Annotated in this window: 28 protein-coding genes; 13 read left to right on the top strand and 15 right to left on the bottom strand. The window is 76.0% G+C overall.

The window, feature by feature from the left end:
• The first annotated feature begins 273 nt into the window (after positions 1 to 273).
• Together ACI79D_RS22135 and ACI79D_RS22130 are read left to right on the top strand one after the other, a co-directional pair.
• Positions 274 to 1806 (top strand): SCO6880 family protein, encoded by a 1533-nt coding sequence (locus tag ACI79D_RS22135; protein WP_456920663.1) that lies wholly within the window; start codon positions 274 to 276, stop codon positions 1804 to 1806.
• The gene (locus ACI79D_RS22130; protein WP_456920662.1) at positions 1803 to 3332 is read left to right on the top strand and encodes a hypothetical protein; all 1530 of its coding nucleotides are present in this window, start codon (positions 1803 to 1805) and stop codon (positions 3330 to 3332) included. Before ACI79D_RS22135 ends, ACI79D_RS22130 begins: the two co-directional genes overlap by 4 nt.
• Positions 3333 to 3447: 115 nt before the next feature.
• On the opposite strand, the gene lepB is transcribed toward ACI79D_RS22130, so the two are convergent.
• The 10 genes from lepB to glgA all read right to left on the bottom strand — a co-directional run bounded on the left by lepB (position 3448) and on the right by glgA (position 12780).
• Complete coding sequence (gene lepB, locus ACI79D_RS22125) at positions 3448 to 4011, bottom strand: signal peptidase I (RefSeq protein WP_456920661.1); 564 nt, start codon at positions 4009 to 4011, stop codon at positions 3448 to 3450.
• A gap of 23 nt (positions 4012 to 4034) precedes the next feature.
• Positions 4035 to 4688, bottom strand: a complete 654-nt coding sequence (locus tag ACI79D_RS22120; protein WP_456920660.1) for a hypothetical protein — start codon at positions 4686 to 4688, stop codon at positions 4035 to 4037.
• Positions 4689 to 4882: 194 nt separating this feature from the next.
• Entirely contained in the window at positions 4883 to 6247 is a 1365-nt protein-coding gene (locus tag ACI79D_RS22115) for a sensor histidine kinase (protein ID WP_456920659.1), read from the bottom strand.
• The gene (locus tag ACI79D_RS22110; protein WP_456920658.1) at positions 6237 to 6923 is read right to left on the bottom strand and encodes a response regulator; all 687 of its coding nucleotides are present in this window, start codon (positions 6921 to 6923) and stop codon (positions 6237 to 6239) included. The genes ACI79D_RS22115 and ACI79D_RS22110 overlap by 11 nt, the downstream gene beginning before the upstream one ends.
• 197 nt (positions 6924 to 7120) lie before the next feature.
• Positions 7121 to 7534, bottom strand: coding sequence for a response regulator (locus ACI79D_RS22105; protein WP_456920657.1), 414 nt, complete (start codon positions 7532 to 7534; stop codon positions 7121 to 7123).
• Between the two features lie 208 nt (positions 7535 to 7742).
• Positions 7743 to 8486 carry a GAF domain-containing protein gene (locus tag ACI79D_RS22100; RefSeq protein ID WP_456920656.1) on the bottom strand — a complete coding sequence of 248 codons (744 nt, stop codon included), beginning with the start codon at positions 8484 to 8486 and terminating at the stop codon, positions 7743 to 7745.
• A gap of 76 nt (positions 8487 to 8562) precedes the next feature.
• Complete coding sequence (locus ACI79D_RS22095) at positions 8563 to 9363, bottom strand: ABC transporter ATP-binding protein (RefSeq protein ID WP_456920655.1); 801 nt, start codon at positions 9361 to 9363, stop codon at positions 8563 to 8565.
• Positions 9360 to 10439, bottom strand: coding sequence for a FecCD family ABC transporter permease (locus ACI79D_RS22090; RefSeq protein ID WP_456920654.1), 1080 nt, complete (start codon positions 10437 to 10439; stop codon positions 9360 to 9362). Before ACI79D_RS22090 ends, ACI79D_RS22095 begins: the two co-directional genes overlap by 4 nt.
• Positions 10440 to 10450: 11 nt before the next feature.
• Entirely contained in the window at positions 10451 to 11389 is a 939-nt protein-coding gene (locus tag ACI79D_RS22085) for an ABC transporter substrate-binding protein (RefSeq protein WP_456920653.1), read from the bottom strand.
• 218 nt (positions 11390 to 11607) lie between these two features.
• Complete coding sequence (gene glgA, locus ACI79D_RS22080) at positions 11608 to 12780, bottom strand: glycogen synthase (RefSeq protein WP_456920652.1); 1173 nt, start codon at positions 12778 to 12780, stop codon at positions 11608 to 11610.
• Positions 12781 to 12854: 74 nt separating this feature from the next.
• Here glgA and glgC point away from each other — a divergent pair, with 74 nt between their 5' ends.
• Positions 12855 to 14075 carry a glucose-1-phosphate adenylyltransferase gene (gene glgC / locus ACI79D_RS22075; RefSeq protein ID WP_456920651.1) on the top strand — a complete coding sequence of 407 codons (1221 nt, stop codon included), beginning with the start codon at positions 12855 to 12857 and terminating at the stop codon, positions 14073 to 14075.
• A gap of 147 nt (positions 14076 to 14222) precedes the next feature.
• Entirely contained in the window at positions 14223 to 14705 is a 483-nt protein-coding gene (locus ACI79D_RS22070) for a 2'-5' RNA ligase family protein (protein ID WP_456920650.1), read from the top strand.
• 5 nt (positions 14706 to 14710) lie between these two features.
• Here the strand turns inward: ACI79D_RS22070 and ACI79D_RS22065 are convergent, their stop codons facing one another.
• Positions 14711 to 15361, bottom strand: a complete 651-nt coding sequence (locus ACI79D_RS22065; RefSeq protein ID WP_456920649.1) for an O-methyltransferase — start codon at positions 15359 to 15361, stop codon at positions 14711 to 14713.
• Positions 15362 to 15636: 275 nt separating this feature from the next.
• Here ACI79D_RS22065 and sigE point away from each other — a divergent pair, with 275 nt between their 5' ends.
• The 4 genes from sigE to ACI79D_RS22045 all read left to right on the top strand — a co-directional run bounded on the left by sigE (position 15637) and on the right by ACI79D_RS22045 (position 18941).
• Positions 15637 to 16254: an RNA polymerase sigma factor SigE gene (sigE, locus tag ACI79D_RS22060; protein WP_456920648.1), complete on the top strand. Its 618-nt coding sequence runs from the start codon at positions 15637 to 15639 to the stop codon at positions 16252 to 16254.
• On the top strand, positions 16251 to 16829 hold the full coding sequence (locus ACI79D_RS22055; protein ID WP_456920647.1) for an anti-sigma factor: 579 nt from the start codon (positions 16251 to 16253) through the stop codon (positions 16827 to 16829). Before sigE ends, ACI79D_RS22055 begins: the two co-directional genes overlap by 4 nt.
• 107 nt (positions 16830 to 16936) lie before the next feature.
• A complete protein-coding gene (locus tag ACI79D_RS22050) occupies positions 16937 to 18454 on the top strand; it encodes a S1C family serine protease (protein WP_456920646.1) in 1518 nt (505 codons plus the stop codon).
• Positions 18455 to 18551: 97 nt separating this feature from the next.
• Positions 18552 to 18941 (top strand): twin-arginine translocase TatA/TatE family subunit, encoded by a 390-nt coding sequence (locus ACI79D_RS22045; protein ID WP_456920645.1) that lies wholly within the window; start codon positions 18552 to 18554, stop codon positions 18939 to 18941.
• Between the two features lie 150 nt (positions 18942 to 19091).
• On the opposite strand, the gene ACI79D_RS22040 is transcribed toward ACI79D_RS22045, so the two are convergent.
• Entirely contained in the window at positions 19092 to 20243 is a 1152-nt protein-coding gene (locus ACI79D_RS22040) for an Mrp/NBP35 family ATP-binding protein (protein WP_456920644.1), read from the bottom strand.
• A 183-nt stretch (positions 20244 to 20426) separates the two neighbouring features.
• On the opposite strand from ACI79D_RS22040, the gene ACI79D_RS22035 reads away from it, so the two are divergent.
• Together ACI79D_RS22035 and ACI79D_RS22030 are read left to right on the top strand one after the other, a co-directional pair.
• Complete coding sequence (locus ACI79D_RS22035) at positions 20427 to 21122, top strand: AzlC family ABC transporter permease (RefSeq protein ID WP_456920643.1); 696 nt, start codon at positions 20427 to 20429, stop codon at positions 21120 to 21122.
• Complete coding sequence (locus tag ACI79D_RS22030) at positions 21119 to 21436, top strand: AzlD domain-containing protein (protein WP_456920642.1); 318 nt, start codon at positions 21119 to 21121, stop codon at positions 21434 to 21436. The genes ACI79D_RS22035 and ACI79D_RS22030 overlap by 4 nt, the downstream gene beginning before the upstream one ends.
• An 8-nt stretch (positions 21437 to 21444) precedes the next feature.
• On the opposite strand, the gene ACI79D_RS22025 is transcribed toward ACI79D_RS22030, so the two are convergent.
• Entirely contained in the window at positions 21445 to 21921 is a 477-nt protein-coding gene (locus ACI79D_RS22025) for a methylated-DNA--[protein]-cysteine S-methyltransferase (protein ID WP_456920641.1), read from the bottom strand.
• Between the two features lie 88 nt (positions 21922 to 22009).
• Here ACI79D_RS22025 and ACI79D_RS22020 point away from each other — a divergent pair, with 88 nt between their 5' ends.
• Positions 22010 to 22654, top strand: coding sequence for a DUF6518 family protein (locus ACI79D_RS22020; RefSeq protein ID WP_456920640.1), 645 nt, complete (start codon positions 22010 to 22012; stop codon positions 22652 to 22654).
• On the opposite strand, the gene ACI79D_RS22015 is transcribed toward ACI79D_RS22020, so the two are convergent.
• Positions 22655 to 23185 carry a DUF1003 domain-containing protein gene (locus ACI79D_RS22015; RefSeq protein WP_456920639.1) on the bottom strand — a complete coding sequence of 177 codons (531 nt, stop codon included), beginning with the start codon at positions 23183 to 23185 and terminating at the stop codon, positions 22655 to 22657.
• Positions 23178 to 24416, bottom strand: a complete 1239-nt coding sequence (locus ACI79D_RS22010; protein WP_456920638.1) for a magnesium transporter MgtE N-terminal domain-containing protein — start codon at positions 24414 to 24416, stop codon at positions 23178 to 23180. Before ACI79D_RS22010 ends, ACI79D_RS22015 begins: the two co-directional genes overlap by 8 nt.
• 100 nt (positions 24417 to 24516) lie before the next feature.
• On the opposite strand from ACI79D_RS22010, the gene ACI79D_RS22005 reads away from it, so the two are divergent.
• Both ACI79D_RS22005 and ACI79D_RS22000 read left to right on the top strand, forming a co-directional pair.
• Positions 24517 to 25392 (top strand): PhzF family phenazine biosynthesis protein, encoded by an 876-nt coding sequence (locus tag ACI79D_RS22005; RefSeq protein WP_456920637.1) that lies wholly within the window; start codon positions 24517 to 24519, stop codon positions 25390 to 25392.
• A 164-nt stretch (positions 25393 to 25556) separates the two neighbouring features.
• Complete coding sequence (locus tag ACI79D_RS22000) at positions 25557 to 26417, top strand: DMT family transporter (protein WP_456920636.1); 861 nt, start codon at positions 25557 to 25559, stop codon at positions 26415 to 26417.
• Positions 26418 to 26501: the final 84 nt, after the last annotated feature.

Below are 26501 nucleotides of genomic sequence, written 5' to 3'. Positions count from 1 at the left end.
CCCCCCCCCCCCCCCCGCCCCCCCCCCCCCCCCCCCCCCCCCCCCCCCCCCCCCCCCCCCCCCCCCCCCCCCCCCCCCCCCCCCCCCCCCCCCCCCCCCCCACTCCGCGGCCCGCCTGGGCACCGGCGGTCGTGGTCTCGAGCGCACTAGGGGCGCCGAGCCGGTCCCGGTGGCCGGGCCCGTGACCGAGCCGTTCCGCGCGGGCGCCACCCGCAGCTCCTCCGAGGCCCGTCCCGTCCCGACGCCCCGACCCGACGTGGAGGACCCGCTCCCGTGACCGTCGCGCCCCCCGCCCCCGCCCAGCCCCGCACGTACGGCAACTGGCGCCGCCCGGCCAGCCCCGGGCTCGGCAGCCTGGGCATCCTGGGCACCGCCCTGCTGCTGGCCGGCCTCATCGGGGTGATCGCCACCCTGGTGCTGGTCGGCCTCCTCGAGGCGGTGGTCGCCGGCGCCGTCGTCGGCCTGCTGCTCGCGCTGCTGGTGGTCCGCGACCGCCACCACCGGTCGGGGGTGCAGCGGCTGTCCACCCGCGTCGGCTGGACCCGGGCCCGGCGCGGCGGGGCGCACCTCTACCGCTCCGGGCCGCTCGGGCGCACCCCGCAGGGCACCTTCTCGCTCCCGGGGCTGGCCGCGGCGTCCCGCCTCTCGGAGTGGGAGGACTCCTACGGCCGGCCCTTCGCGCTGGTCACCGTCCCGGCCACGCGGCACGCCACCGTCGTGCTGGTCACCGAGCCCGACGGCGCCTCCCTGGTCGACGACGAGCAGGTCGACACCTGGGTGGCGCACTGGGGCGCCTGGCTGGGCGCGCTCGGCAACGAGCCGGGCCTGGTGGCGGCGTCGGTGACCCTCGAGACCGCGCCGGACTCCGGCACCCGGCTGCGCCACGAGGTCGGCACGCACCTCGACCCGCGGGCGCCCGACGTCGCGCTGGCCATGCTGCGGGAGGTCGTCGACACCTACCCGGCCGGGTCGGCCACGGTGACCGCCTACGTCTCCCTGACCTTCACCACGGCCGGCCGGTCCGGTGGACGGCGGCGGAACGACGAGGACGTCGCCCGGGACATCGGCACCCGCCTGCCGGGCCTGACCGCCGGGCTCAACGCCACCGGCGCCGGCGCGGTGCGCCCGGCCACCGCCCAGGAGCTGTGCGAGGCGATCCGGGTGGCCTACGACCCGTCGGTGGCGGCGGCGCTCGACGAGGCCCGCACCGCCGGCGGCACCCCCGAGCTGCGCTGGTCGGACGTCGGACCGGCCGCCGCGCAGGCCGGCTGGGGCTGGTACCGCCACGACGGCGGGCTGTCGGTGACCTGGTCGATGACCGAGGCGCCGCGCGGCGAGGTGTACTCCTCGGTGCTGGCCGACCTCGTCGCGCCGCACCCCGACATCGACCGCAAGCGGGTCACGCTGCTGTACCGACCGCTCGACGCCGGCCGCGCCGCCCGGATCGTCGAGCAGGACAAGCGCACGGCGGACTTCCGCGCGTCGTCGTCCTCCCGGCCCACCGCGCGGGTGCTGCTGGAGCAGCGGGCGGCGGCGCTCAGCGCCGAGGAGGAGGCCCGCGGCGCCGGGCTGGTCGACTTCGCGATGCTCGTGACGGCGACCGTGGCCGACGCCGACCTGATCGACGACCCGCGGGCCGCGCTCGACGTCGTCCGCGCCGCGGTCGACAACCTGTCGGCGACCGCCCGCACCCAGCTGCGTCCGGTGTACGGCTCGCAGGACTCGGCGTTCGCCGCCGCGCTGCCGCTGGGCATCGTCCCCTCGGCGCACCTGGCCGTGCCCCGTGAGCTCCGGGAGGCGCTGTGAAGCACCGGTCGACGAAGCGGACGGCGCCGGCCCCGGGGCCCGCGCCCCGCGGCTGGTCCGGGCGCGGTCGGGGCGCCTCGACCTACGTCCAGGCGCCCGACGAGTGGCGGGCGACGACCGTTCAGGCCTGCGGGCTGTGGCCGTTCGCCGTGGGCGCCGGGACGCCGATGACCGGGGTGCCGCTGGGCCGCAACCTGCTCTCCGGCGCGACGCTGTGCTGCGACCCGATCAGCTGGTTCCAGCGGGCCAACCTGATCAGCAACCCGTCGGCGTTCGTGCTGGGCAGGCCGGGCCTGGGCAAGTCCACCGTGGTCCGCCGGATGGCCCTCGGGCTGGCCGGCTACGGCGTCCTGCCGATGGTCCTGGGCGACCTCAAGCCCGACTACGTCGACCTGGTGGAGGCCATCGGCGGCCAGGTCATCCGGCTCGGCCGGGGCCGCGGGCACCTCAACGTCCTCGACCCCGGTGAGGCGGTGGCGGCCGCGGCCCGGCTGACCGGCGACGCCCGCGAGCAGGTGCTCGCCGACGCGCACGGACGCCGACACGCGATCGTCTCCGCGCTCATCACGGTCATGCGCGGGACGCCGCCCACCGACCGCGAGGAGACCGTCCTCGACCGGGCGCTGCGCGTCCTCGACGACACCCACGACACCGCCCGGCTGGGCGCCCCGACGCTGCACCACCTGCTCGAGGTGCTCCGGGCCGCGCCCGACGACGTCCGCGCCGCCGCCCTCGACCGCGGCGACCGCAGCCGCTACGACGACGTCACCGAGGACCTCGAGGCCACGCTGGTCGGGCTGACCGGTGGCGGGCGGCTGGGCCGCATCTTCGCCGAGCCCACCACCACGCCGATGCGCCGCGACCGCCCGGTCGTCTTCGACGTCTCGAGCATCGACGACGCCCAGACCGACCTGCAGGCGGCCGTGCTGCTGGCCTGCTGGTCGGCCGGCTTCGGGACGATCAGCGTCGCGCACGCGCTGGCCGACGCCGGCCTCGAGCCGCGCCGGCACCACTTCGTCGTCCTGGACGAGCTCTGGCGGGCGCTGCGCGCCGGTCGGGGCATGGTCGACCGGGTCGACGCCCTCACCCGCCTGAACCGGCAGCGCGGCGTCGGCATGGCGATGGTCAGCCACACCATGAGCGACCTGCTGGCCCTCCCCAGCGAGGAGGACCGGATGAAGGCGCGCGGTTTCGTCGAGCGCTCCGGCATGGTCATCTGTGGCGGGCTGCCGTCGGCGGAGATGCCGATGCTCACCTCCGCCGTCCCGCTCACCCACGCCGAGCAGGACCTGCTGGTCGGCTGGCAGGACCCGCCGGCCTGGAACCCCGGCACCGGCGCCGAGGCCGAGCCCCCGGGCCGGGGCCGCTTCCTCGTCAAGGTGGGCGGCCGGCCGGGCATCCCGGTGCACGTGACGCTCACCGGCGTGGAACGTCAGCTCAACGACACCAACAAGCTGTGGCACGAGCTGTCCCGCTCCGCCGACGACCTGACGTCCTCGGCGGCGGAGGGCCCCGTCCGCGGCTGACGACCCGCGCCCCGGTCGGCCTCCCCGGCGAGATCACGCGATCTCACACGCTCGGCGGGCGGCTGGACCTGCGAGATCCCGTGATCTCGACCGTGGCCCCGGTGAGAGCGTGCGCTCAGCAGCCCTCGTAGGGGGAGGGCAGCGAACCCGGTGAGGGCCACAGGCGCCCGCTCACGGCGCCGACCAGCGCGTCCTCGGGGACCGCCCCGAAGGCGCGGGAGTCGATGGCGCCGTCACGGTTGTCGCTGAGCAGGAACAACGAGCCCTCCGGCACGGTCACCGGGCCGAAGTAGACGCCGTCCAGCAGCGCGGGGTCGATCGCCGGCTCGCAGACCGCGGCGCCGTCCACCACGAGGACGCCGTCCTCGATGGCCACCTGGTCCCCGCCCAGCCCGACGACCCGCTTGACCAGCAGCAGGTCCTCGAGGGGGCTCTCCACGGCCACGACGTCCCCGCGGTGGACCGCGCCGTGCCAGTGCTGCACGAGCAGCAGGTCGCCGGGGGAGACGGTCGGCTGCATGCTGACGGAGTCGACCCGCATCACCTGCACCGGGAGCAGGCCGACCAGGCTCGCGGTGAACAGCACGGCCAGGCCGACGGCCCCCCACGCCACCGCCCCCCGCAGCCGGGCGAACAGGGCACCGCCGCGGCCACCGGTGCGGGGGTCACCGGTGACCACGGCGGCAGATCGGGGGGTACGGCTCACCCGAGGACGCCGGTGAGCCAGAGCACCCAGGCGAGTGCGCCCAGGGCGAGGAGGGCGTTGGTGGCGCGACCGCGCCAGGACGACGGGAGGAGCGCGGTGAGCGCGGTCATCGCCAGCAGTTCGACCGCGACCGTCGCCGTCCCCAGAGCCTCGGGTCCGTGCCCGGCCGGCTGCACCGTGGGGCCGTCCATCGCGACCGGTCCGTCGGAGGCGATCGGCATCCCGTCGGCGAACCGCACCCCGGTGATCGGGTCCACGGCGACGGTGTCCCGCCCGGCGACGTCGTGCGCGTGACCGGCCGCGACGTCGTGCACCGCGAAGGCGTCGAGCAGGTTGGTGGTGTGTGCCAGCAGGTACAGGCCCAGCAGGCCCACCGTGCCCAGCAGCCCGAAGGCGACCAGTTCGCGGCTGGGCCGTCTGCCCGCCCAGGCGGTGAGCAGCAGCCAGGCGGCCAGGCCGACCTGTGCCAGCGCGGTCAGCAGGAAGAAGCCGACGGCGAGCTCACCGGACTCCAGGTGGTCGACGGCTGTGGCCACGTGCAGGACCCCTGCGGCCGCCATCGCCAGCGCGGCCACCAGCTGCCACCGGGGGGCGCGCCGGCGCGCGGGCGCGGCGGGGGGAGTGGCCGGGGCGGTGTCGACGACGGTCACCGCGCACTCCCCTCGGACCACACCGGGAGGGTGGAGCGGCGGTGCCGGCTGGGCGTGTCCATCGGGCGGCTCCTCACTACCGATCGGGTAGGGGAACTCTCGCCTGTCCGACGCCCCGGTCACAGCCGCTCCCAGGGGTGGTGCACCTCCCGCAAATGGGGGGGTCCGCCCCGGTGTGGCACGGAGCTGTGGCGTCACTCGTCGCGGCGCAGCGGTACGACGGCGATGAGCAGCGCGCCGCCACCCTGCCGCTCCGTGAGGGTGACCGTGCCCCCCAGGTCGACGATCCGGTCACGCAGCAGGGACAGCCCCAGGTGCCCCTCCTCGCGGCGGTCGGTGCCGTCCTCCGGGAAGCCCACGCCGTCGTCGGCGATCTCCAGCCGCACCGCCCGCGCGCCGCGCAGCTCGGTCTCCTCGAGGGTGATCCAGGTGTGCTGGGCCTTGGCGTGCTTGGCCACGTTGGCCAGCGCCTCCTTGGCCGTGCGGTAGAGGGCGGCCGCGGCGTCGGGCGTCATCTCCGGCAGGGGAGCGGCGTCCATGAGGACGTCGACCCCCTGGGTCCGCAGCGGCTCGGCGACGTCGGAAATCGCGGCCCCCAGCCCCGGACCGCTGAGGTCGGGTGGGTAGATGTCGACCATGAGCCGCCGCAGCGACTGGACGGCGTGGCGGACGGCGCCCACCAGCCGGTCGACCGTCGGTTGTCGCTCCTCGGGCAGGCTGCCGCGCAGGGCCGACAGCGCGTAGCTGACCCCGGCGAGGTCCTGCACCGGCCCGTCGTGGACGTCGGCGGCGATCGCGCGGCGCTCGCGCTCGGAGGCCTCGACGTTGCGCTGCATGAGCGTGGCGCGCTCGGCCTCCTGGCGGCGCACCCGCCGGGCCAGGGACGTGGCGATGGGGATCTGCACCACCTGGAGCACGACCAGGGCCCCGATGGCCATGGGGATGATCTCGCCGCGCAGGAGGGCGGCCTGCCGGTCGATCCCCTCGTAGGCGAAGTAGGCCTCGAACGCCAGCCGCTCGCCGCGCACGTCCAGCGGTGCGTACACCTCGAGCATGACCCCGCCGGCCTGCGGCGAGGTCTCCGGTTCCTCGTCGACGTCGGAGACGGTCTCCCCGCCGATCGCGGCGAGCAGGTCGTCGGAGGGGCCGATGACCCGGCCCTGCAGGCCCGGCTCGCTGGCGTAGAGCACCTCGCCGGTGGCCCGCCAGACCACCATGCGGGTCACCGAGCCGTCGCTCATCCGGTTCTGCACGTTCCGGTCGAGCTCTTCCCACCGGCCGTCCACCCCGGCCAGCGCGTCGGCGAGCACCGGCGCGACGAGCAGGCGGCCGAGCCGCTCGGCGCCCCGCTCGGCCTCCGCCAGCGCGTTCGCCCGCGCGATGCGCTCACTGACCCAGATGGTGCCGGCGGACACCGCGAGCAGGACCAGCAGCGCGGTCGCGCAGAAGGCCGCCAGCTCCCGGCGCGGGCCCGCGCCACCCCGGGCAGGGGGGCGGCGGCGCGACCTGGTCGCGCGGGTGGAGCTGTCGGAGGAGGAGTGGGAGAGCTCAGCGGTCATTCAGGGAGCCGAGCAGGCCCAGCTGCTGGGCCTTGACGACCGCCTCGAGCTGGGAACGGACGCCGAGCTTGGCGTGCAGGGACTTCACGTAGCCGCGGCAAGTCTCCAGGGTGATGCCGAGGACCCGGGCGATCGCCTTGACCTGCATGCCACGGCCCAGGCAGTCGAGGACCTCCTGCTCGCGGCGGGTCAGCTGCGGCGGGGCGGTGCGGTCGGCGGAGGCCGGCGGCGCTGCGGTGGGGCCCCCGGCGAAGGTGGACGGGGCGACGAGCATCTGGCCGGCCTGCACCCGCGACAGCACGTCGATCATCTCGGCGAGCGACCCGTCCTTGGGGATGAACGCCGACGCGCCGGCCTGCGCCGCCCGGACGACCCAGTCGGGGTCCCGGTGCGCGGTCACCACGGCCACGACCGCCCGCGGGGCGACCTCGCGGACACGCCGGGTGGCGGCCAGCCCGTCCTGGCGGGGCATCTCGATGTCCATCACCACGATGTCGGGCTGCAGGTCCTGCGCCATGGCGACGGCCTGGGCGGCCGAGTTCGCCGTCCCGATCGCCGTCATGCCGGCCGAGGACAACGCCCCGGACAGCAGTTCGGCGAACGTCCGGTGGTCGTCGACGACCAGGACCCGGGCCTGGTCGAGCCGGGCATGCCGGTCCATCTGAGCGAGCGCCATGGGAACCCCCGTAGTGTCAGTGCCCTGACCACCTGCGTGGGAGGGCGCCGATATGGGACCCGAGTCGTAGGTCGTTTGGCCAGAGGTCCTGGGTCAACGCGGGACCTAGGTCCTCACCCGGCGCCACGCCCGACGAGCGAGTCGGAACACAGCGTGACCGAGACTGCGCTGTTTCGTTGCTGACGTCACACCGGGGTTCACCCGATGGAGTCAGTGGCCGAGGCCGCCGCGTCGCTCCAGGCCGTACCACCGGCGGCGACCGTCCGCACGTGCTCGGGGAGGGCGCCGGGATCGTCGTCCTTGAGGAGGTAGCCGACCACCCCGATCTCCTGGGCCTCCTTGACCAGGGCCGGCGTCAGAGACCCGGTGAGGACGACGACCCGTGACTCCGGCTGCTCGGCCAGCAGTTCCCGCGCCGCCTGCAGCCCGGTCACGCGCGGCATCGCCAGGTCGAGGAGGACGACGTCGGGCCGGGTGCGCCGGGCGGCGTCGAGCACCTGCTCCCCGTCCTCGCACTGGGCGACCACCGTGACGTCGCCGGAGGCGGAGAGCAGCTCGGTGAGCGAGTCGCGGACGAACGCGTGGTCGTCGGCGAGCAGGACCCTGATCACCAGTCACCTCCCTCCCTGGCCGCGGCACGAGCGCTGGGCACCGTACCCAGCGGCGTTGCCGGGGTCCGACCAGGGGCTGCTGTGCCGGTGCGGGCCCCAGTGTCGCAACGCCTCCCGCGGCGAGCCACATCACAACGACGGGGGTCCCCTACCCCCAATCACGGGGGGAAATGCAACCAGTTCCTGACGGACGGTGAGCAGGCCGGGGTCAGCCCGACGGCGTGCCCCCGCCGGGCCGCAGCTCCGCCGGGTCGAGCAGGCCGGCCACCAGGTCCGTCGCCAGGTCGTCCACCGCCCGCCCGGCCGAGAACGCCGCGGCCCGCAGCAGGTCCAGCGCCGCGGGCGTGTCGGTGTCCAGCGACATGCTCAGCCGGCCGACCGCCTCCCACACCGTCGCCCGTGCCCGCGCGGCCGGCCCGTGCAGCCAGGCGGGGCCGCCCCGCGGGGACCACGGCGACCAGACGGCGGCCTCGCCGAGGGCGGAGGACACCAGGTCACCGACGGCCATGGCCTCGAAGACGTCGAGGTCGGGGACCGACGCCTCCTCGGCGAAGAGCAGGTCCATGGCCCCCTTGCCGGCCAGCGTCTCGCCCAGCGGCAGGGCCACGACGGCCCGGTACGGGGTCAGCTCGGTCAGCAGCCCGGCGAACGTCGGCCAGCGGCGCTCCAGGTCGGCGGAGGCCGCGAAGACCGGTTCGCGGTGCAGCTGCGCGGTCTCGCACGGCCCGCTGCCGGCGGTGAACTGCAGCCGCTCAGCGAGCGCGGCCTGTTCCGAGCTGGCGCCGAGCGGGATCCGCCGCCCCGCGCCGTCGAGGACGCTCAGGCCGGCGCCGTCGACACCCAGGATCCGGGCCGCCGCCCGGGACAGCCGCACCGGGAGCAGCTCCGGACCGGCGAGGCCGGCGTCGGAGACGTCGTCCACCGCGGCGTGGAAGCGCTCGGCGATCGACACGGGCTGATCATGCGCCATCCGAGGCCCGTGCACCCCCGGAAGCGGATCGGTTCGATCCGTATCCCTCCGGCGCCGGTCAGTTCCCGTCCCCGCCCGGGGCGGCGCGCAGCGGCAGGACGGCGGGGCCGTGCGGACCGGGCACGACCCGGGCCCGCGCCCCGTAGTGGCTGGCCAGCGCCTCGGCGGTGAGCACCTCGGCCGGCGTCCCCTCGGCCACCACCCGGCCCGCGGAGAGCAGGGCCAGCCGGTCGGCGTACTGGCCGGCGAGGCTGAGGTCGTGCAGCGTGCTCAGCACGGTCAGCCCGTCCTGGCGGCGCAGCCGGTCGACCAGGTCGAGCACCTGCTGGGCGTGCCCCAGGTCCAGGGCCGCGGTCGGCTCGTCCAGCAGCAGCACGCGCGGCTGCTGGGCCAGGGCCCGGGCCAGCACCGCCCGCTGCTGCTCCCCGCCGGACAGCGTCGACAGCGGTCGGCCGGCCAGCCCGGTGAGCTCCAGCCGCGCCATCACGTCCGCCACCACCTGGCGGTCCCCGGCGCGGGGAGCGGCCAGCAGCGAGCGGTGCGGGGTGCGCCCGAGGGTCACGTAGTCGGCGGTGGTCACGCCCTCGGGGACCACCGGGCGCTGCGGGGCGTACGCGAGGTGGCGGGCCCGCTCCCGGCGCGGCATGCCGGTGGTGGGGACGCCGTCGACGCGGACCTGGCCCTCGTGCGGGTGAGCGCCGAGCACCGCCCGCAGCAGCGTCGACTTCCCCGCGCCGTTGGGGCCGATGACGGCCGTCCACCCGCCGGGCGCCACGTCGAGCCGCACGTCCTCGAGGACCCGCGTGCGGCCGAACGCGGCCGACAACCCGATGACCTCCACCCGGGCACCGCCGTTCACCGCCGCCGGGCCCCCGCCCACAACAGGCCGGCGAAGAACGGGGCGCCGACGAACGCGGTCACCACGCCGATCGGCAGCTCGGCCGGGGCCAGGACGACCCGGGCCACCAGGTCGGCCAGCACCAGGAACGCGCCCCCGACGAGGAGGGCGGCCGGCAGGACGCGGGCGTTGGACCCGCCGACCAGCCGGCGGGTGATGTGCGGGACGACCAGGCCCACGAACCCGATGAGCCCGCTGACCGCCACGGCGGAGGCCGCCGCCAGCGACGCCGCGAGGACCACCAGCAGCCGCACCCGACCGGGGTGCACGCCGAGGGAGCGGGCCTCGTCGTCGCCCACCGCCAGCACGTCCAGCGCCCGCCCGCACAGCAGCAGGACCGCGCAGGCCAGGCCCAGGTAGGGCAGCACCAGCGCGACGTCGGACCACTGCGCCCGGCCCAGCTGGCCCAGCAGCCAGCCGTACACCTCGCGCAGGTCGTCGGTGTTCTGCTGCTGCACGAGGGTCTGCGCGGCCGCCAGGAAGGAGGCGACGGCGACCCCGGCGAGCAGCAGGGTGGCGCTGTGCGACCCGCCGGCGGCGGTGCCGAGCAGCAGTGCCGCGCCGACGCCGGCCAGGGCCCCGGCGAACGCCGCCAGCGGGACGACGCCGACCGGCCCGAGCGACGTCCCCGGCGCGTAGGCGATCACCAGCGTGGCGCCCAGCCCCGCACCGGCGGCCGCCCCGAGCAGGTACGGGTCGGCCAGCGGGTTGCGGAACACCGCCTGGTAGGCGGCGCCGGAGACGGCCAGCCCGGCGCCGACCAGCGCGGCGAGGACCACGCGCGGCAGCCGCAGCTGCAGCAGCACCGCGGCACCGGTGCCCTCCAGGCCGCCGGGCACGTCGACGCCCAGCGGGGCGAGCGCGCGGTCGGCAAGCGTCGCGACGACCGCACCGGGGGGCAGGGCCAGTGCACCGACCCACACCCCGGCGAGCAGCGCCAGCACGAGCACGGCCGCGCACGCCACGAGCACCCCCGCCGTCCGGCGGCGGGGCCGGACGGCGGGGGGTGCGGTGGGGGCGTCCGCCGGGGCCGTCATCGCGGCTGCGCTCAGCCCCGCAGGACGGCGGCGACGGACTCGGCGAAGTCGGCCACGCGCGGTCCCCAGCGGGAGGCCACCGCGTCGTCGACCGCCAGGACCCGGCCCTGCTGGACGGCGGGGACGGTGTCGAACGCCGGCCGCGCGGCCAGCGCGGCGGCGTCCTGGGCGCAGCACAGCGTGTCGGCGAGGACGACGAGGTCCGGCGCCTGGCCGACGACGTACTCCGCGGACAGCTGCGGGTAGCCGCCGGCGGGATCGGCCGCCCCGTCGGCGATGTTCTCGAGGCCGAAGAGGGCGTAGACGCTGCCGATGAACGTCTCGCTGGTCGCGGAGTAGAAGCTCGGGTCGAGCTCGTGGTAGACCCGCTGGCCCCGGGCCTCGTCGGCGACGGAGTCCACCGCGGCGGCGATGCGGTCCTGCACGTCGGCGACCACGTCGGCGGCCTCCTCGGTGTGGCCGGTGGCCGCGCCGAGCGTCTCGATCTGGGCGTAGCTGTCCTCGAGGCCGTCGACCGCGCCCAGCAGCAGGGTCGGCACCTGCAGCGCGTCGAGGGCGTCGACGATGCCGTTCATGTCGTCGCTGAGGACGACGAGGTCCGGCGCGTACGCCGCGATGGCCTCGGCGTTCGGGGTGAACGCCGACAGGTCGGTGGTCGGCGCCTCGGCGGGGAAGTCCGACGTGCTGTCGACGGCCTCGACCTGCTCGCCGGCGCCGATGGCGAACAGCATCTCGGTCGCCGAGGCCGACATCGAGACGATGGCCTCGGGTCGCTGCTCGAGCGTGAGGTCGCCGTCGTCGCCGGCAACGGTGACGGGGAACGCGCCGTCGGAGGCCGGCGACGGGCCGGTCGCCTCCGCAGCCGAGTCGTCCCCGGCGCACGCCGAGAGGACCAGGAGGAGCGGGAGGAGCAGCGCGGCGGGGGCACGCCGGCGGGTGGTGCGGGGCAACGGAGGCCTCTCGTCGGCGGCCGGCGCCGCCCACGGGCACCCGACGCCCGGTGCGCGACCCCTGCCGCGAGGGTCGGTACACGACGCGGGGCAGGCGATCTGGCTCAGGTCGACAGGGACCATCACAGTTGCGGGACAGCGCCGGGTTCCCACCGGTCTTCGCTGCGCGAGCGCCGCCGGCGAGCCGCCGGCGGGGGAACGGTACCAGCGGCGGCCGGTCAGCCTCCGTCGCCGAGGACGGCGGAGTAGACCCCGACCGTCTGCTGGGCGATCGCCGGCCAGCCGAACTCCGCCAGCACCCGCTCACGGCCCGCGGCGCCCATGCGGGCGGCCCGGTCCGGATCGGCCAGCAGCTCGGCGATCCGCGCGGCCAGGCCCGCCTCGAAGGCCGCGGTGTCGTCGGGGTCGTAGGCGACCAGCAGGCCCGTCCGGCCGTCGTCGACCACCTCGGGGATGCCCCCCACCGCGCTGGCGACGACGGCGGTGCCACAGGCCGCCGCCTCGAGGTTCACGATGCCCAGCGGCTCGTAGACCGAGGGGACGACGAAGACGGTCGCGCCGGTGATCAGCGGCACCAGCTGCTCGCGGGGCAGCATCGCCTCGATCCACACCACGCCGTCGCGCCGGGACTGCAGCTCGGTGACCGCGTCGGCGACCTGCTGGCGCTCGGCCGGGGTGTCGGCCGCACCGGCGCACAGCACCAGGCCGGCCTCGGCGGGCAGCTGCTCGGCGGCCCGCAGCAGGTGCATGACCCCCTTCTGCCGGGTGATCCGGCCGACGAACAGCGCGTAGGGCCGGTCGGGGTCGACCCCGAGGCCGCGGACGACGTCCGGCGCGTCCACCGGCCGGTAGGCCTCGGCGTCCACCCCGTTGCCGACGACGTGCACCCGGGCCGGGTCGAGGTCGGGGTAGACGGTGAGCACGTCGGCCTTCATGCCGGCGCTGACGGCGATCACCGCGTCCGCGGCGAGGTAGGCGGTGCGCTCCACCCAGGACGACAGCCGGTAGCCGCCGCCGAGCTGGTCGGCCTTCCACGGCCGGCGCGGCTCGAGGGAGTGGGCGGTCACCACGTGCGGCGTGCCGTGCACCAGGCCGGCGAACAGGCCCGCGGCGTTGGCGTACCAGGTGTGGCTGTGCACCAGGTCGGCGTCGGCCAGCGCCCCGGCGATCTCCACGTCGACGCCCAGGGCCTGCAGCGCGCCGTTGGCCGAGCGCAGCCCCTCGGGGACCGGGTGGCCGGTCGCGTCGGACCGGGGGTCGCCGAAGCAGTGGACGTCGATCTGTGGACCCGCCGGCAGCGAGCGGAGGGCCGCGGCGAGGTGCTCGACGTGCACCCCCGCGCCCCCGTACACGTCCGGCGGCCACTCCCTCGTCACCATCCCGATCCGCACGGACCTCACCCTAGGGGGCGGCGCCGTGCGGCGCGGTGCGGCGAACGCCCCGCTCAACGGCTACGTTGCGTCACATGCGCGGCGGTCCTCGGGTTCTCGGCATCGTCCTGGCTGGTGGTGAGGGAAAGCGACTCGCGCCCCTGACACAGGACCGGGCCAAGCCGGCGGTGCCCTTCGGGGGCAACTACCGCCTCATCGACTTCGTCCTGTCCAACCTGGTGAACGCCGAGATCCGGCAGATCGCCGTCCTCACCCAGTACAAGAGCCACAGCCTCGACCGGCACATCACGACGACGTGGCGGCTGTCGCAGATGCTGGGCAACTACATCACCCCCGTGCCGGCGCAGCAGCGGCTCGGCCCGCGCTGGTACACCGGCAGCGCCGACGCGATCTTCCAGAGCCTGAACCTCATCTACGACGCCCGGCCCGACATCGTCGTCGTCTTCGGCGCCGACCACGTCTACCGCATGGACCCGGCGCAGATGATCGACCAGCACCTGCAGACCGGCGCCGGCGTCACCATCGCCGGCCTGCGGGTGCCCCGGCACGAGGCCACCGGGTTCGGCGTCATCGACGCCGACGCCGCCGGCAAGGTGCGCGGCTTCCTCGAGAAGCCGGCCGACCCGCCGGGCCTGCCCGACTCGCCCGAGGAGAGCTTCGCCTCCATGGGCAACTACGTGTTCACCACCGACGCGCTGCTGGAGGCCCTGCGCGCGGACGCCGAGGACGAGAACTCGGCGCACGACATGGGCGGCTCGATCATGCCGATGCTCGCCGAGGCCGGGGACGCGTACGTCTACGACTTCTCCACCAACATCGTCCCGGGCGCGACCGAGCGCGACCACGGCTACTGGCGCGACGTCGGGACGCTCGACTCCTACTTCGACGCGCACATGGACCTGGTGTCGGTCACCCCGATCTTCAACCTCTACAACGACCGCTGGCCGATCCTCACCCTGCCCCCGCAGCAGCCCCCGGCGAAGTTCGTGCTCGGCGGCCGCGCGGAGGAGTCCATGGTCAGCGCCGGCGCGATCATCGGCGGCGGCTCGGTGCACAGTTCGGTGGTCTCGCCGGGGGTCCGCGTGGAGCGCGGCGCCCGGGTCGAGGACAGCGTGCTCATGGACGGCGTGTACGTCGGCGAGGGCGCCTACGTCCGGCGGGCCATCCTGGACAAGAACGTCGTCGTCCCGGACTGGGCGCGGATCGGGGTGGACCTGGCCGCCGACCGCGAGCGCTACCACGTCAGCGCCGGTGGGGTCACCGTGCTGGGGAAGGGCGCCCGCGCCCACGTCTGAGGAAGGACCCTCGTGCCCCCCGACCCTCGCTGCGCTCGGGCCGGGTCCCTGCACGAGGGCCGCTCCAGCACGTCACCACCCCCCGACCCTCGCTCCGCTCGGGCCGGGTCCCTGGACGAGGGCCGCTCCCGCACGTTCCCACTGGTCGTGACCCTGCTGCTGGGCTCTGAGGCCCAGGAGCGGTTCGACCGGCTGCGTGCGGCGCACTTCCCGCCGGAGCGCAACCACCTGGCCGCGCACGTCACGCTCTTCCACGCCCTGCCCGGTGACCAGGTGGACGCCGTCGCCGCCGACCTGGCCGCCGTGGTCGCCCGGCCGCCGTTCGCGGTCGCGGTCACCGGCCTGCGGCTGCTCGGCCGCGGTGTGGCCTACACCCTCGAGTCGCCGGAACTGGCCGCACTGCGCGACCGGCTCGCCGCGGCCTGGGAGCCGTGGCTGACCCGGCAGGACCGGCAGCGGTTCGCTCCGCACGTCACCGTGCAGAACAAGGCCGAACCCCGGGTCGCCCGGGCACTGCGCGACCGGCTGGCCGCGCAGTTCACGCCCGAGCGGGTGCGGGCGCGCGGCCTGGGACTGTGGCGCTACCGCGGCGGCCCGTGGGAGCCGGTGGCCGAGTACCCGTTCGGCTGACGGCGCTATCGGCGCCTGGTGGCCACCAGCAGTCCCGCCCCGATCGGCAGGACGGCGGAGGTGAGGTCCTCGTGCTCGCGGATGCTGCGGGCCAGCTCCCGCCAGGTCACCGTCTGCTCGTCGCGGGCGCTGCGGTCGGCGATGCGACCGCCCTCCAGCAGGCCGTGGCAGGCGACCGTGCCGCCCACCCGCACCAGGTCGAGCAGGCCCTGGAGGTGCGCGGCGTACTCGGTCGGCGGTCCGGCGCAGACCACCATGTCGTAGGCGCCCGGGGACAGCCGCGGCAGCACCTCCGCCGGGGTGCCGAAGATCGTCCGGGTGCGGCCGGCCGGGTGCCCGGCCTCGCCGAAGGCCCGGCGCGCGGCGCGCAGTTGCTCGGGATCGCCGTCGAGGGCGGTGAGCAGCCCGTCCGGGCGCATGCCCTCGAGCAGCCAGAGGCCGACCACCCCGCCACCGCTGCCGATGGACACCACCGCGCGGGCGCCGCCGCTCGCGGCGAGGACCGCCAGCGTGGCGCCGACGGCGGGCTCCACCGGCGCGGGACCCGCGAGCCGGTCCGCGCGGGCGCGCGCCGCGGCCAGGGCGGGGGTCTCGGCGGCGAAGCGGTCGGCGTACGCGGCGCCGTCCCGGCCCGGCCGCGGCCCCTCGGCGCTCACGGCAGGGCTCCGGCGTCGATCAGCTCCTCGCGGGTCGCTCGCCGACCCGTCGTCCTCGGAGCGCTCACTGCTCGACTCCGGGTCATCACCGGCCGAGGGTAGTGGCCCTTCCCGCCGTGCCCCCCGCGACCGGCGCAGCTGTGAGCTCGCTGTGAACGGGAACACCGGGGAATCACCGGTCCGTTGGACAGGGCGTGCCCTCCGAGCGAGCAGTGCCCGATCGACCCACCGACGTCCGGGGGTCGGGATCGGAGTCCGTCTGCGATCCTGGGACCGTGAGCGACGCCGTCCCCGCCTCGCCGGCCCCGGGCCCGGACGTGCCCGCCGCCGGCGTCGAGGCCTGGGTGGCGCCGACGTGGGAGCAGGTCGTGCGCGACCACTCCGCGCGGGTGTACCGGCTGGCCTACCGGCTGTCCGGCAACGCGCAGGACGCCGAGGACCTCACCCAGGAGACCTTCGTCCGGGTGTTCCGCTCGCTGGCGGACTTCTCGCCGGGCACCTTCGAGGGCTGGCTGCACCGCATCACCACGAACCTGTTCCTGGACATGGTGCGCCGCCGGCAGCGGATCCGGTTCGACGCGCTGCCCGAGGACACCGAGCGGCTGCCGGGCACCGCGCCCAGCCCCGAGCAGGTCTACGCCGACACCCACCTCGACCCGCAGGTGCAGGCGGCGCTGGACGCCCTGTCGCCGGAGTTCCGGGTGGCCGTGGTGCTGTGCGACATCGAGGGGCTGACCTACGAGGAGATCGCGGCCACCCTGGGCATCAAGCTCGGCACGGTCCGCAGCCGCATCCACCGGGGCCGCGTCCAGTTGCGCGAGGCCCTCGCCCACCTGGCTCCGCGCCGGCCGGCGGTCCCCGCGCGTGGTGTCGTCGAGGGGAGCGCGGGGTGAACATCCCGGAGAGCCACCTGGCGCAGGAGGCGATCACCGCGCTGGTGGACGGCGAGCTCGGTGGCGGCCCGGCCGCCCGCGCCGCTCGTCATCTCGCCGGCTGCGCCCAGTGCCGCATGGCCGTGCAGGCCCAGCGGGAGGCCAAGGCGGCGCTGCACGACTCCTCCGACGTCGCCGTCCCCGGTGATCTGCTGTCCCGGTTGCGGGCGATCCCGTTCACCGCGGACGTGCCCGGGGGAGGCATGGGGTCGGTCAGCGCCGGTCCGGGTCAGCTGACCGTGCGCGGTGCGGGCGGGTCCTGGGCCGTCCCGCTGGACCCCGCGCCGGCCGAGCCCGACCGCCCCGGCCAGGCGCGCTGGCTGCGGCGCGGTGTCGCCGGTGCCCTCGCCGGCCTCGGCCTCGGCGTGACCGCGCTCGCGCTCAACCTGCCCACAGGCGGTGCCGCGGGCAACGACCGGCCGCCGGCGTCGGTGGCCGGTCCCTCCGCTGAGGAGCGAACCGAGATCGTGCCGCCGGTGGTGCGGGCCTTCACCGTGAGCCGGGCCGCCACCGGCACCCCGGGTGGGACGCCCTGAACACCCGCACCGACCCACCGTCCGGGGAGGACCCGCTGCCCGAGAACCCGCGGACCCCGGACGAGTTGCGGCCTCCGGTTGCCGGCTCCGCGGAGGAGGGCGCCCCGGTGCCCGACGAGGCCTTCGCCCGGCCGCGGGAGGGCGTCGGCCCCTTCGACCCGCCCCCCGCTCCCACCCGCCCCGCGGTGGTCCGCCCCGTGGCGGCCGACCCCGCCCAGCAGGCCGCATTCGGGCGCCCCGCCGCCGTCCCCGGGAGCTTCGCCGGCGACCGGCCCACCCCGCCGCCGCGCCCGGTGCTCCCGCCGCCGCCCGAGGCGGTGCTGCGCGCCTTCGCGCCGCCCGGCCCCGGCCGCCGCGGGCTGGAGGAGCCGCCCGGCGGTCGTCCCGGCCGCCGGCGCACCTCCGCCGGACCGTGGTGGAAGGCCGACGCCCGCTCCGACCCCTGGCGCGACCCGCACGCGCCGGCCGCCCTCACCGGCCCGGCGGTCTTCGAGGAGGAGTCCGAGCAGGACGGCCCGCTCGTCGTCGACGGCCGGGGCCGCAAGAAGCTGCGGCTGCGGGACCTGTCGATCCGGCTGTCGGTCCTCGTCCTGCTCGCCGTGCTGCTGGTCGGGGCCGTCGGGGGTGCCGCCGGCTACCTGCTGACCCGCACCGCCGACGAGACGCCGCTGCTCGCGCCGGGCACCCAGCTCAACGAGACCGACGAGGGCATCTCCCGCGAACCCGGGTCGGTCTCCGACATCGCCGAGCGGGTGACCCCCACCGTCGTGTCGGTGGAGGTGCGCCTCGGGGAGGCCGGCGCCACCGGGTCCGGCGTGGTCGTCGACGGCGAGAACGGCTACATCGTCACCAACAACCACGTCATCTCCGGCGCCGATGGCGTCGAGGGCGCCGAGATCCGTGCGGTGTTCTCCGACGGCAGCGGCTCCGCGGCCCGCATCGTCGGTCGCGACCCGGCCAGCGACATCGCCGTCCTCAAGGTCGAGAAGCCCGGCCTGCTCACCGCGGCGCTGGGCACCTCGGACTCGGTGGTCGTCGGTGACCCGGTCGTGGCGATCGGTTCGCCGCTGGGCCTGGCCAGCACCGTGACCAGCGGGATCGTCAGCGCCCTGGACCGCCCGGTGCGGTTGTCGGGGGAGGGCAGCGACACCAACGCGGTGATCAGCGCCGTGCAGACCGACGCGCCGATCAACCCCGGCAACTCCGGCGGGGCGCTGGTCAACGGCGCCGGCGAGGTCATCGGGATCAACACCGCCATCGCCTCGCTCGGCGGCGGCAGCGTCGGGCTGGGCTTCGCGATCCCGATCGACACCGTCCGGGACATCGCCCAGCAGCTGATCAGCACTGGGGAGGCCGTGCACGCCTCCCTCGGCGTGAACGCGCGCTCGGTCACCGACGGCACTAGGGACGGCGCCCTGGTGGTGAACGTGGAGCCCAGCAGCGCGGCGGCGACCGCGGGCATCCGCGAGCAGGACGTGATCATCGCCGTCGAGGACCAGCCGGTGGGCAGCTCCGAGGAGCTGGTCGTCGCGATCGACGCCCACGACCCGGGCCAGACCGTCACCGTCGAGCTGGTGCGCAACGGGTCGTCGACGACGGTCGAGGCGACGCTGGGCACCGCCTGAGCGGCATCCCCCCGGATCGGGGCGCTGACCCGGCGGCCCGGCCCGCATACCCTGGGAGGCCGCGGCGGTGCCGGGCCGCGGGAGACAGGAGCGGTGGGTGTTCGACTCGATCGGCTGGGGCGAGATCGTCGTCCTCGCGCTGGCCGCGCTGTTCATCTTCGGGCCCGAGCGGCTGCCGCACCTGGCCAAGGACGCCGCCACCGGGCTGAAGAAGGTGCGCGAGGCGATCACCGGCGTCCGCGCCCAGGTCGACGAGTCGCTGGGCGACGACCTGGCCAAGCTGCGCGACCTCGACCTGCGCCAGTACCACCCCAGGACCTTCATCCGGAACCAGCTGCTCGCCGACGACGACGGTCCGACCGCCCGCCGGGGCAGCGCCACCGGCTCGGCCGGGCTGGCCGCGACCGGCGGAGCGGTGGCCGCGCGCAACGCCGTCCGCACCCGGGACGCGGCGACCCCGCCGCCGTTCGACCCGGATGCCACCTGAGCCCTCGGCCGGTGTGATCGCCGCCGTTCCTCGTGCGCTGCGGGCGCTGCAGGACCGGCACTGCACGAGGAACGCCCGCACTGTCGCGGTCGGCAGAAGACGCGAGAGGCCGGTTCCCCTGGCGGGGAACCGGCCTCTGCCGCGTTCAGGTCAGCGGCGGACCGGGGTGAGCCCCAGCGACATGCCGGACAGCCCGCGCTGGCGGGTGGCCAGGCCGTCGGCGATGGCGGTCAGCGCCCGCGCCGCGGTGGACTCCGGGTCGGCGAGCACCACCGGGGCGCCGGCGTCGCCGGCCTCGCGGACCCGCGTGTCCAGCGGGATCTGGCCGAGCAGCGGGACGCGGGCGCCCAGCGTCCGGGTCAGCGCCTCGGACACCGTCTCGCCACCGCCGGAGCCGAAGACCTCCATGCGGGAGCCGTCGGGCAGGTCCAGCCACGACATGTTCTCGATGACGCCGACGACCTGCTGGTGGGTCTGGGTGGCGATCGCGCCGGCGCGCTCGGCCACCTCGGCGGCGGCCAGCTGCGGCGTCGTCACGACCAGGATCTCGGCGTTGGGCAGCAGTTGGGCGATGGAGATCGCGACGTCGCCGGTGCCGGGCGGCAGGTCCAGCAGCAGGACGTCGAGGTCGCCCCACCACACGTCGGCGAGGAACTGCTGCAGCGCGCGGTGCAGCATCGGCCCGCGCCACACCACCGGGGTGTTGCCCGGGGTGAACATCCCGATCGAGATGACCTTCACGCCGTAGGCCTGCGGCGGCATGATCATGTTGTCGACCTGGGTCGGCTTGTCGTCGACCCCGAGCATCCGCGGCACCGAGTGGCCGTAGATGTCGGCGTCCACGACGCCCACCGACAGTCCGCGCTTGGCCAGGGCCGCGGCCAGGTTCACCGTGACGCTGGACTTGCCGACGCCGCCCTTGCCGGAGGCGACGGCGTACACGCGGGTGAGCGAGCCGGGCTGGGCGAACGGGATGACCGGGTCGGCGGCGTCGGTCCCGCGGACGGTGCGGCGCAGCTCGGCGCGCTGCTCGTCGTTCATGACGTCGAGCCCGACCTGGACCGCGGTGACACCGGGGACGGCGGACACGGCCTCGGTGACGCGGTTGGTGATCGTCTCCCGCATCGGGCACCCCGAGACGGTCAGGTAGACCTCGACGCGGACGGTGCCGTCGGCGTCGATCTGCACGTCCTTGACCATGCCCAGGTCGGTGAGCGGACGGTTGATCTCCGGGTCCTGGACGGTGGCCAGAGCGGCGGTGACGGCGTCGAGGGCCGGCGCGCCGGTCAGCTGGTCGGACATGGTGTTCGTCTGTCTCCTTCGACGGGGGGACCCGGCCGGCCCGCCGAGGGCGGCGACCTGCGCACACGGGTCTCCTGCCACTGTACGGCGGCGCGGACGTACCACCGGCCCGCGCAGGGGTGATCCGGTACGCACCCGGGGAGCCGTCAGGGAGCGTCCGACCCGGTGGCTAGCCTCCCTCGCGTGTCCGCCGACCGTTCCGCGACCCTGCGCGACGCGGTCGGCCTGGGGTTGGCGGTCGGCCTCTACGGGGTCGCCTTCGGGGCGGCCGCCGACGCCGCCGGGCTCGACCTCTGGCAGGCCATGACCATGTCGCTGGTGATGTTCACCGGCGCCTCGCAGTTCGCGCTGGTCGGCGTCCTGGGTGCCGGCGGGGGCGCGGCGGCCGCGGTCGGGAGCGCGCTGCTGCTGGGCACCCGCAACACGGTCTACGGCGTCCGGCTGGTGCCGCTGCTGCGTCCCCGGGGGGTGCTCCGGCGGGCCGCTGCGGCGCACTGGGTCATCGACGAGACGACGGCCCTGGCGATCGCAGCGCCCGATCGGAAGCTCGCCCGGCTGGCCTTCCTCGCCGGCGGCGGCACGATCTTCCTGGTCTGGAACCTCACCACGGTGGTCGGTTCGCTGGGGGCGGCCGCGCTCAGCGGTGCCGCGCTGGCCGCGCTGGACGCCGTCGTCCCGGCCGCCTTCCTGGCGCTGCTGTGGCCGCGGCTGCGGCGTCCCTTCCCGGAGGCGGCCGTGCAGCGGCGGGTGGCCGCGGGGGGCGCGGTGGTGGCCCTGGCCCTCACCCCGTTCGTCCCGGCGGGCGTGCAGGTGATCGTCGCGGTGGTGGCGGTCGCCCTCGCCGGGCGGCCGCGGGTGGCGGCGGAGGAGGAGACGTGAGCGGGACCGCGCTGTGGGTGACCGTCATCGCCGGCTCGCTGGGCTGCTACGTGCTCAAGCTGGCCGGGCTGTCGGTGCCGGCGGCCTGGGTGGAGCAACCCTGGGTGGCCCGGGTCGTCGACTTCGTCCCGGCGGCGCTGCTGGCCGCGCTGGTCGCCGTCCAGGCGCTGACCACAGATGGCCGGATCGTGGTCGACGGGCGGCTGGCCGGGCTCGCGGTGGCGGCGCTGGCGCTGGCCCTGCGCGCCCCGTTCATCGTCGTCCTCGTGCTGGCCGGGGGCGCGGGCGCGCTGGTGCACGTCCTCACCGGCTGAGTCGCGGGTCAGAACAACCGCTGGCCGCGTTGCTCCAGGTCGAGCAGGAACCGCTTGCGGGGCAGCCCGCCGCCGAAGCCCACGAGGCTCCCGTCGGCGCCGATCACCCGGTGGCACGGGACGACGACCGGCAGCGGGTTGCGCCCGCAGGCCGCGCCCACCGCCTGGGCGAGGGTCCGGGCGCCGAGCCGTCGGGCCAGCGAGCCGTAGGAGCGGGTCTCGCCGTAGGGGATCTCCGCCATGAGTCGCCAGACGGCCAGCTGCAGTTCGTTGCCGGAGGGCCGCAGCCGGAGGTCGAACGCGGTCCGCTCGCCGGCGAAGTACTCGCCGAGCTGGCGGACGACGTCGGTGAGGGCGGCGTCGTCCCGCGCCCCGAGCGCGGCCGCGTCGGGCGGGTCCAGGTACAGCGCGACCAGCGCGCCGTCCTCGGCCACCGGCGTCAGCGGGCCGATCGGCGACCCGGTGACGGTGTGCGTGCGCGTCACGACCCGATCGTGCCGCAGGGGTACGACGGAACCGGCCGGCCCGGCGGGTCGCCGACGCCGGGCCGGGCGCCCGACCGATCATGCGGCGGTGACCGCCACCCGCAGTGAGTCCGCCGTCACTCCGCGGGCGCTGTCGTGGGCTCTGCTGTCCGGCCTGCTGGCCGGCGTCGTGGCGAAGGCCGCCGACGAGTCGGGGCTGTCCTGGGCCGCCGACCTCGGCAGCTACCCCGCGGCGTGGGTGCTCGCGGTGGCGCTGGTCGGCCGGACGGCCCCCACGGTCGGGGCGGCCGCCGTACGCGCGGCGGTCTTCTTCGCCGCGATGACGCTGGCCTACTACGCGTGGGCGGCCTGGGTGCTCGGCTTCGGCTGGAGCCCGCTGCTGCCCGCGTGGCTGGTGCTGTCGGCCACCGCCGTCGCGGCCACCGCGGCCGGCTGCTGGTGGGCCACCCGCCGCGCCGGCCTGCTGCCGGGCGCGGTGGTCGCGCTCACCGCCGGCGTGACCCTCGCCGGGGGCGAGGCGGCCGCCCTGCTCTGGACGCTCACCGGCGGGGCCGGGCCCGGCTTCCGCACCGCGCACCCCGTCCAGGGCTGGGTCGACGCCGTCGTCGCCGTGGTCCTGGTCGCCGTGCTGCCCCGGTCGGGCCGCACCCGGCTGTGGGCGCTGGTCCTGCTGGCGCCCGCGACCTGGCTGGCCGCCCGCGGCCTCGAGGTGCTGGCGCAGCTGCTGGGCTGATCAGCCCATCGCGTCGCGGGTGACGGCGTCGCGCTTCTTCTTCGCCTTCTTCTCCCGCTTCTCGCCGTCCTCGGTGCTGTCCTCGGCCAGCCGGTTGAGCTCGCTGCGGATGAAGTCGCGGGTGGCGAGCTCGCCGATGGCCACCCGCAGCGCGGCCAGCTCCCGGGCGAGGTACTCGGTGTCGGCGCGGGTGGTGGCCGCCCGCGCGCGGTCCTCCTCCGCCTGCACCCGGTCGCGGTCGGCCTGCCGGTTCTGCGCCAGCAGGATCAGCGGCGCGGCGTAGGCGGCCTGGGTGGAGAAGGCCAGGTTCAGCAGGATGAACGGGTACGGGTCCCACTGCAGCCGGACGGCGAAGACGTTGAGCAGGATCCAGACGGTCACGAGCACCGTCTGGACGGCGAGGAACCGGCCGGTGCCCAGGAACCGGGCGATGGCCTCGGCGAAGCGGCCGACGGCGTCGGGGTCCAGCCGCAGGAAGCTGCCGAAGCCACGCGCCCCCCGCGGGACGTCGAGCCGGCGCCCCTCAGCCACGGCGGGCCCGCTCGCGCCAGTCGTCGGGCAGCAGGTGGTCGAGGACGTCGTCCACGCTGACCGCGCCCACCAGCCGGCCCTGCGGGTCGACGACCGGCGCCGCGACCAGGTTGTAGGTCGCGAAGTACCGGGTCACCTCGGCCAGCGGCGCCTCCGGCCGCAGCGGCTCCATGTCGTCGAGCACGCCGCTGACCAGGGTGGACGGCGGCTCGCGCAGCAGCCGCTGGATGTGCGCCAGCCCCAGGTAGCGGCCGGTGGGCGTGGCCGACGGCGGCCGGCAGACGTAGACCTGGCTGGCCAGCGCGGGGGTCAGCTCGGGATCGCGCACCCGGGCCAGCGCCTCGGCGATCGTGGCGTCGGGGGTCAGGATCACCGGCTCGCTGGTCATGATCCCGCCGGCGGTGTCCTCGGAGTACTGCAGCAGCTGGCGCACCGGCTCGGCCTCGTCGGGCTCCATGAGCTCCAGCAGCCGGTTGCGGTCGACGTTGGACAGCTCGGCCAGCAGGTCGGCGGCGTCGTCGGGGTCCATCACCTCGAGCACGTCGGCGGCCCGGCTCTCCTCGAGCGTGCCGAGGATGGTGATCTGGTCGGCCTCGGGCAGCTCACCGAGGACGTCGGCCAGCCGTTCGTCGTCCAGCGCCTCGGCGACCTCGTGCCGCCGCTTGATCGGCAGGTCCTGCAGCGCGTGGGCGAGGTCGGCCGCGTTGAGCTCCCGGTAGGTGGCGATCAGCGTCTCGGCGCCCTGCCCGGTCTCGGGGAGGGCCAGCCCGGTCACCTCGTCCCAGTTGAGCTGGTGCAGCTGCCCGCGGCGGCCGAGCCGGCCCGGCTCCTGGACGGCGAGCTTGGAGAGCACCCAGTCACCGGTGCGGGTCTGCTCCATGCCGGCGTCGACCACGTGCGCGGGGCGGCCGGACTCGGAGATCTGCACCCGCCGGTCGAGCAGCTCGCCGAGGACGAGGGTCTCGCCGCGCCGCTGCTCGAACCGCTTGAGGTTCAGCGTCCCGGACCCGAGCACCACCGAACCCGGGTCGAGGGCGGTCACCCGGCCCATGGGCACGAAGATGCGGCGGCGGGCGACCACCTCGACGACCAGGCCCAGGACCCGCGGCGGTGCGGTGCCGACGCGCAGCGCCACGACGACGTCCCGCACCTTGCCGACGCGGTCCCCGTTGGGGTCGAAGACGGGCATCCCGGCGAGCCGGGAGACGTACGCCCTGGTCGCCGTGGTCACCGAACCTCCTCGCTGGCACACGTCGGCTCCACGCCGGGTGCGGTCGTCCGGGCGGGACCGCGCGCGCCGGGCCCCGACGGCTGAGGCTACCGTCGGGGCCGTGTCGTCCCCCGGAGCCGAACTCGAGTACGAGGTCGTCGACGTCTTCGCCGCGCGGGCCTTCGCCGGCAACCCGCTGGCCGTGGTGTTCGACGCGGACGCGCTGAGCACCGAGCAGTGCCAGGCGCTGGCCAACGAGTTCCACCTCTCGGAGACCTCGTTCCTGTGCGCGCCGAGTCAGGGCTCGAACGCCAGCTACCGGGTGCGGATCTTCACGCCGTACGCCGAGCTGCCCTTCGCCGGCCACCCGAGCGTCGGCGCCGCGCACACGCTGGTGCGGGCCGGGCGGCTGCCCGCCGGGACGCTCCGGCAGGAGTGCGGCGCGGGGATCCTCGACGTCGTCGTGGACGGCGACGGCGCGACGCTCTCCGGCGGCCGCCCCACGCTGGAGGACGGCCCAGAGCCCGGCGCGCTCGCCGAGGCCATGGGCCTGTCGGCCGCCGACACGGTCGGGGTGCCCGCGCACGTCGCCGGCTGCGGCCTGCCCTTCGCCTTCCTGGCTGTCCGCCGCGAGGTCGTCGACGACGCCGCGCCGGTCCCCGCGCTGCTCGGCGAGCTCGGGGTGGGGGAGGGGGTGTCGGTGCTGGCCTGGGACGCCGCCACGTCGACTGCCTACGCGCGGGTGTTCGCCAACGACCTCGCGTGGGGCGAGGACCCCGCGACCGGGTCGGCGGCCCTCGGCACCGGGGTGTGGCTGGTCGCCGCCGGCCTGGTGGCCCCCGACGGGACGTCGTCCTACGTCGTCCGCCAGGGCGAGGCGATGGGCCGGCCGTCGGTGCTGTCGTGCACCGTCACCGCCTCCGGCGGCCGCGCCGTGGGGGCGACCGTGCAGGGCGGGGTCGTCCCGGTCGCGCGCGGCCGGATCCGCGTGCCTTGACGAAGGAGCCTCCTGCCCCCCGCCATGAAAGGACCCCGTCCTCCTCACCCCTCGCAGGCTCGGGGCGAGCCTCGGGACGGGGCCGCGGCGGGACCCTGCAGGAGGGCCGTGGGGCCGCGGCTGCCTGGGCGGTCCACCGGCCCGGCGGCCGGGACGTCGGGATCATGGCGGTCGCGGTCGTCGGCATCTCGCTGTCCGCGCCGCTGACCACACTGCTGAGCGCGCCGATGCTGGCGCTGGCGTTCTGGCGGAACGTGGGTGGCGCCGGGGTGCTGCTGCCGGTGCTGCTCCTGCGGGAGCGCTCGGTGCTGGCCGGGCTGCGGCCCCGGGACCTGGGCAGCTCGGTGGTCGCCGGGCTGTTCCTCGCCGCCCACTTCGCCGCCTGGCTGCCGAGCCTGTCGATGACCACGGTCGCCGCCTCCACGGCCCTGGTCACCACGACCCCGATCTGGACGGCGCTGGCCGCCCGCGTCAGTGGTGTGCGGTTGTCCGCGGCCGTCTGGTGGGGCCTGGTGCTCGCCGTCCTCGGCGTCGCACTGATCGCGGGGGTGGACGTCACGGTCAGCCTGCGGGCGCTGGCCGGCGACGGGCTGGCCCTGCTCGGAGCCGTCTGCGCCGGCGGCTACGTGCTGGCCGGCGCCCGGGCGCGGCAGCGGCTGTCGACGTCGGCGTACGCGGTCGTCTGCTACTCGGTCTGCGCGGCGGCGGTCGCGGTCTCGGCCGCCGTCGTCGGGGTGCCGCTCGTGGGGTTCTCCGCGCGGAACTGGCTGCTGATCGCCGCCATCACCTTCTGCGCCCAGCTGCTCGGGCACACGCTGCTCAACCTGGTGCTCTCCTCGGTCGGCCCGACCATGGTCAGCCTGGTGGTGCTCCTCGAAGTGCCGGGGGCGCTGCTGTTCGCGCTGGTGCTGCTCGGCCAGGTTCCGCCGCTGCTCGCCCTGCCGGGGGTCGCCCTCGTCGTCGCCGGGGTGGCGCTCGTGGTCCGCGCCAGCCGACCCTCGACGCTGGTCGAGCCCGGCACCTGAGATAGGACCCCGTGAAGGACCCCGTCCCCCTCACGCCTCGCAGGCTCGGCGCGAGCCTCCGGGCGGGGCCGTAGGACCCCTCGC

Source organism: Geodermatophilus sp. SYSU D00708 (assembly GCF_054050115.1).
The sequence above is the reverse complement of the archived record's forward strand: the minus strand, read 5'-3'. Positions and strand labels throughout refer to the sequence as shown.

What these genes read in the sequence shown, in the direction of transcription:
- ACI79D_RS22115 (WP_456920659.1), bottom strand. Translation starts at nt 6,247, where the DNA reads ATGACCGCTGAGCTCTCCCACTCCTCCTCCGACAGCTCCACCCGCGCG.
- ACI79D_RS22110 (WP_456920658.1), bottom strand. Translation starts at nt 6,923, where the DNA reads ATGGCGCTCGCTCAGATGGACCGGCATGCCCGGCTCGACCAGGCCCGG.
- ACI79D_RS22090 (WP_456920654.1), bottom strand. Translation starts at nt 10,439, where the DNA reads ATGACGGCCCCGGCGGACGCCCCCACCGCACCCCCCGCCGTCCGGCCC.
- glgC (WP_456920651.1), top strand. Translation starts at nt 12,855, where the DNA reads ATGCGCGGCGGTCCTCGGGTTCTCGGCATCGTCCTGGCTGGTGGTGAG.
- ACI79D_RS22040 (WP_456920644.1), bottom strand. Translation starts at nt 20,243, where the DNA reads ATGTCCGACCAGCTGACCGGCGCGCCGGCCCTCGACGCCGTCACCGCC.
- ACI79D_RS22000 (WP_456920636.1), top strand. Translation starts at nt 25,557, where the DNA reads ATGGCGGTCGCGGTCGTCGGCATCTCGCTGTCCGCGCCGCTGACCACA.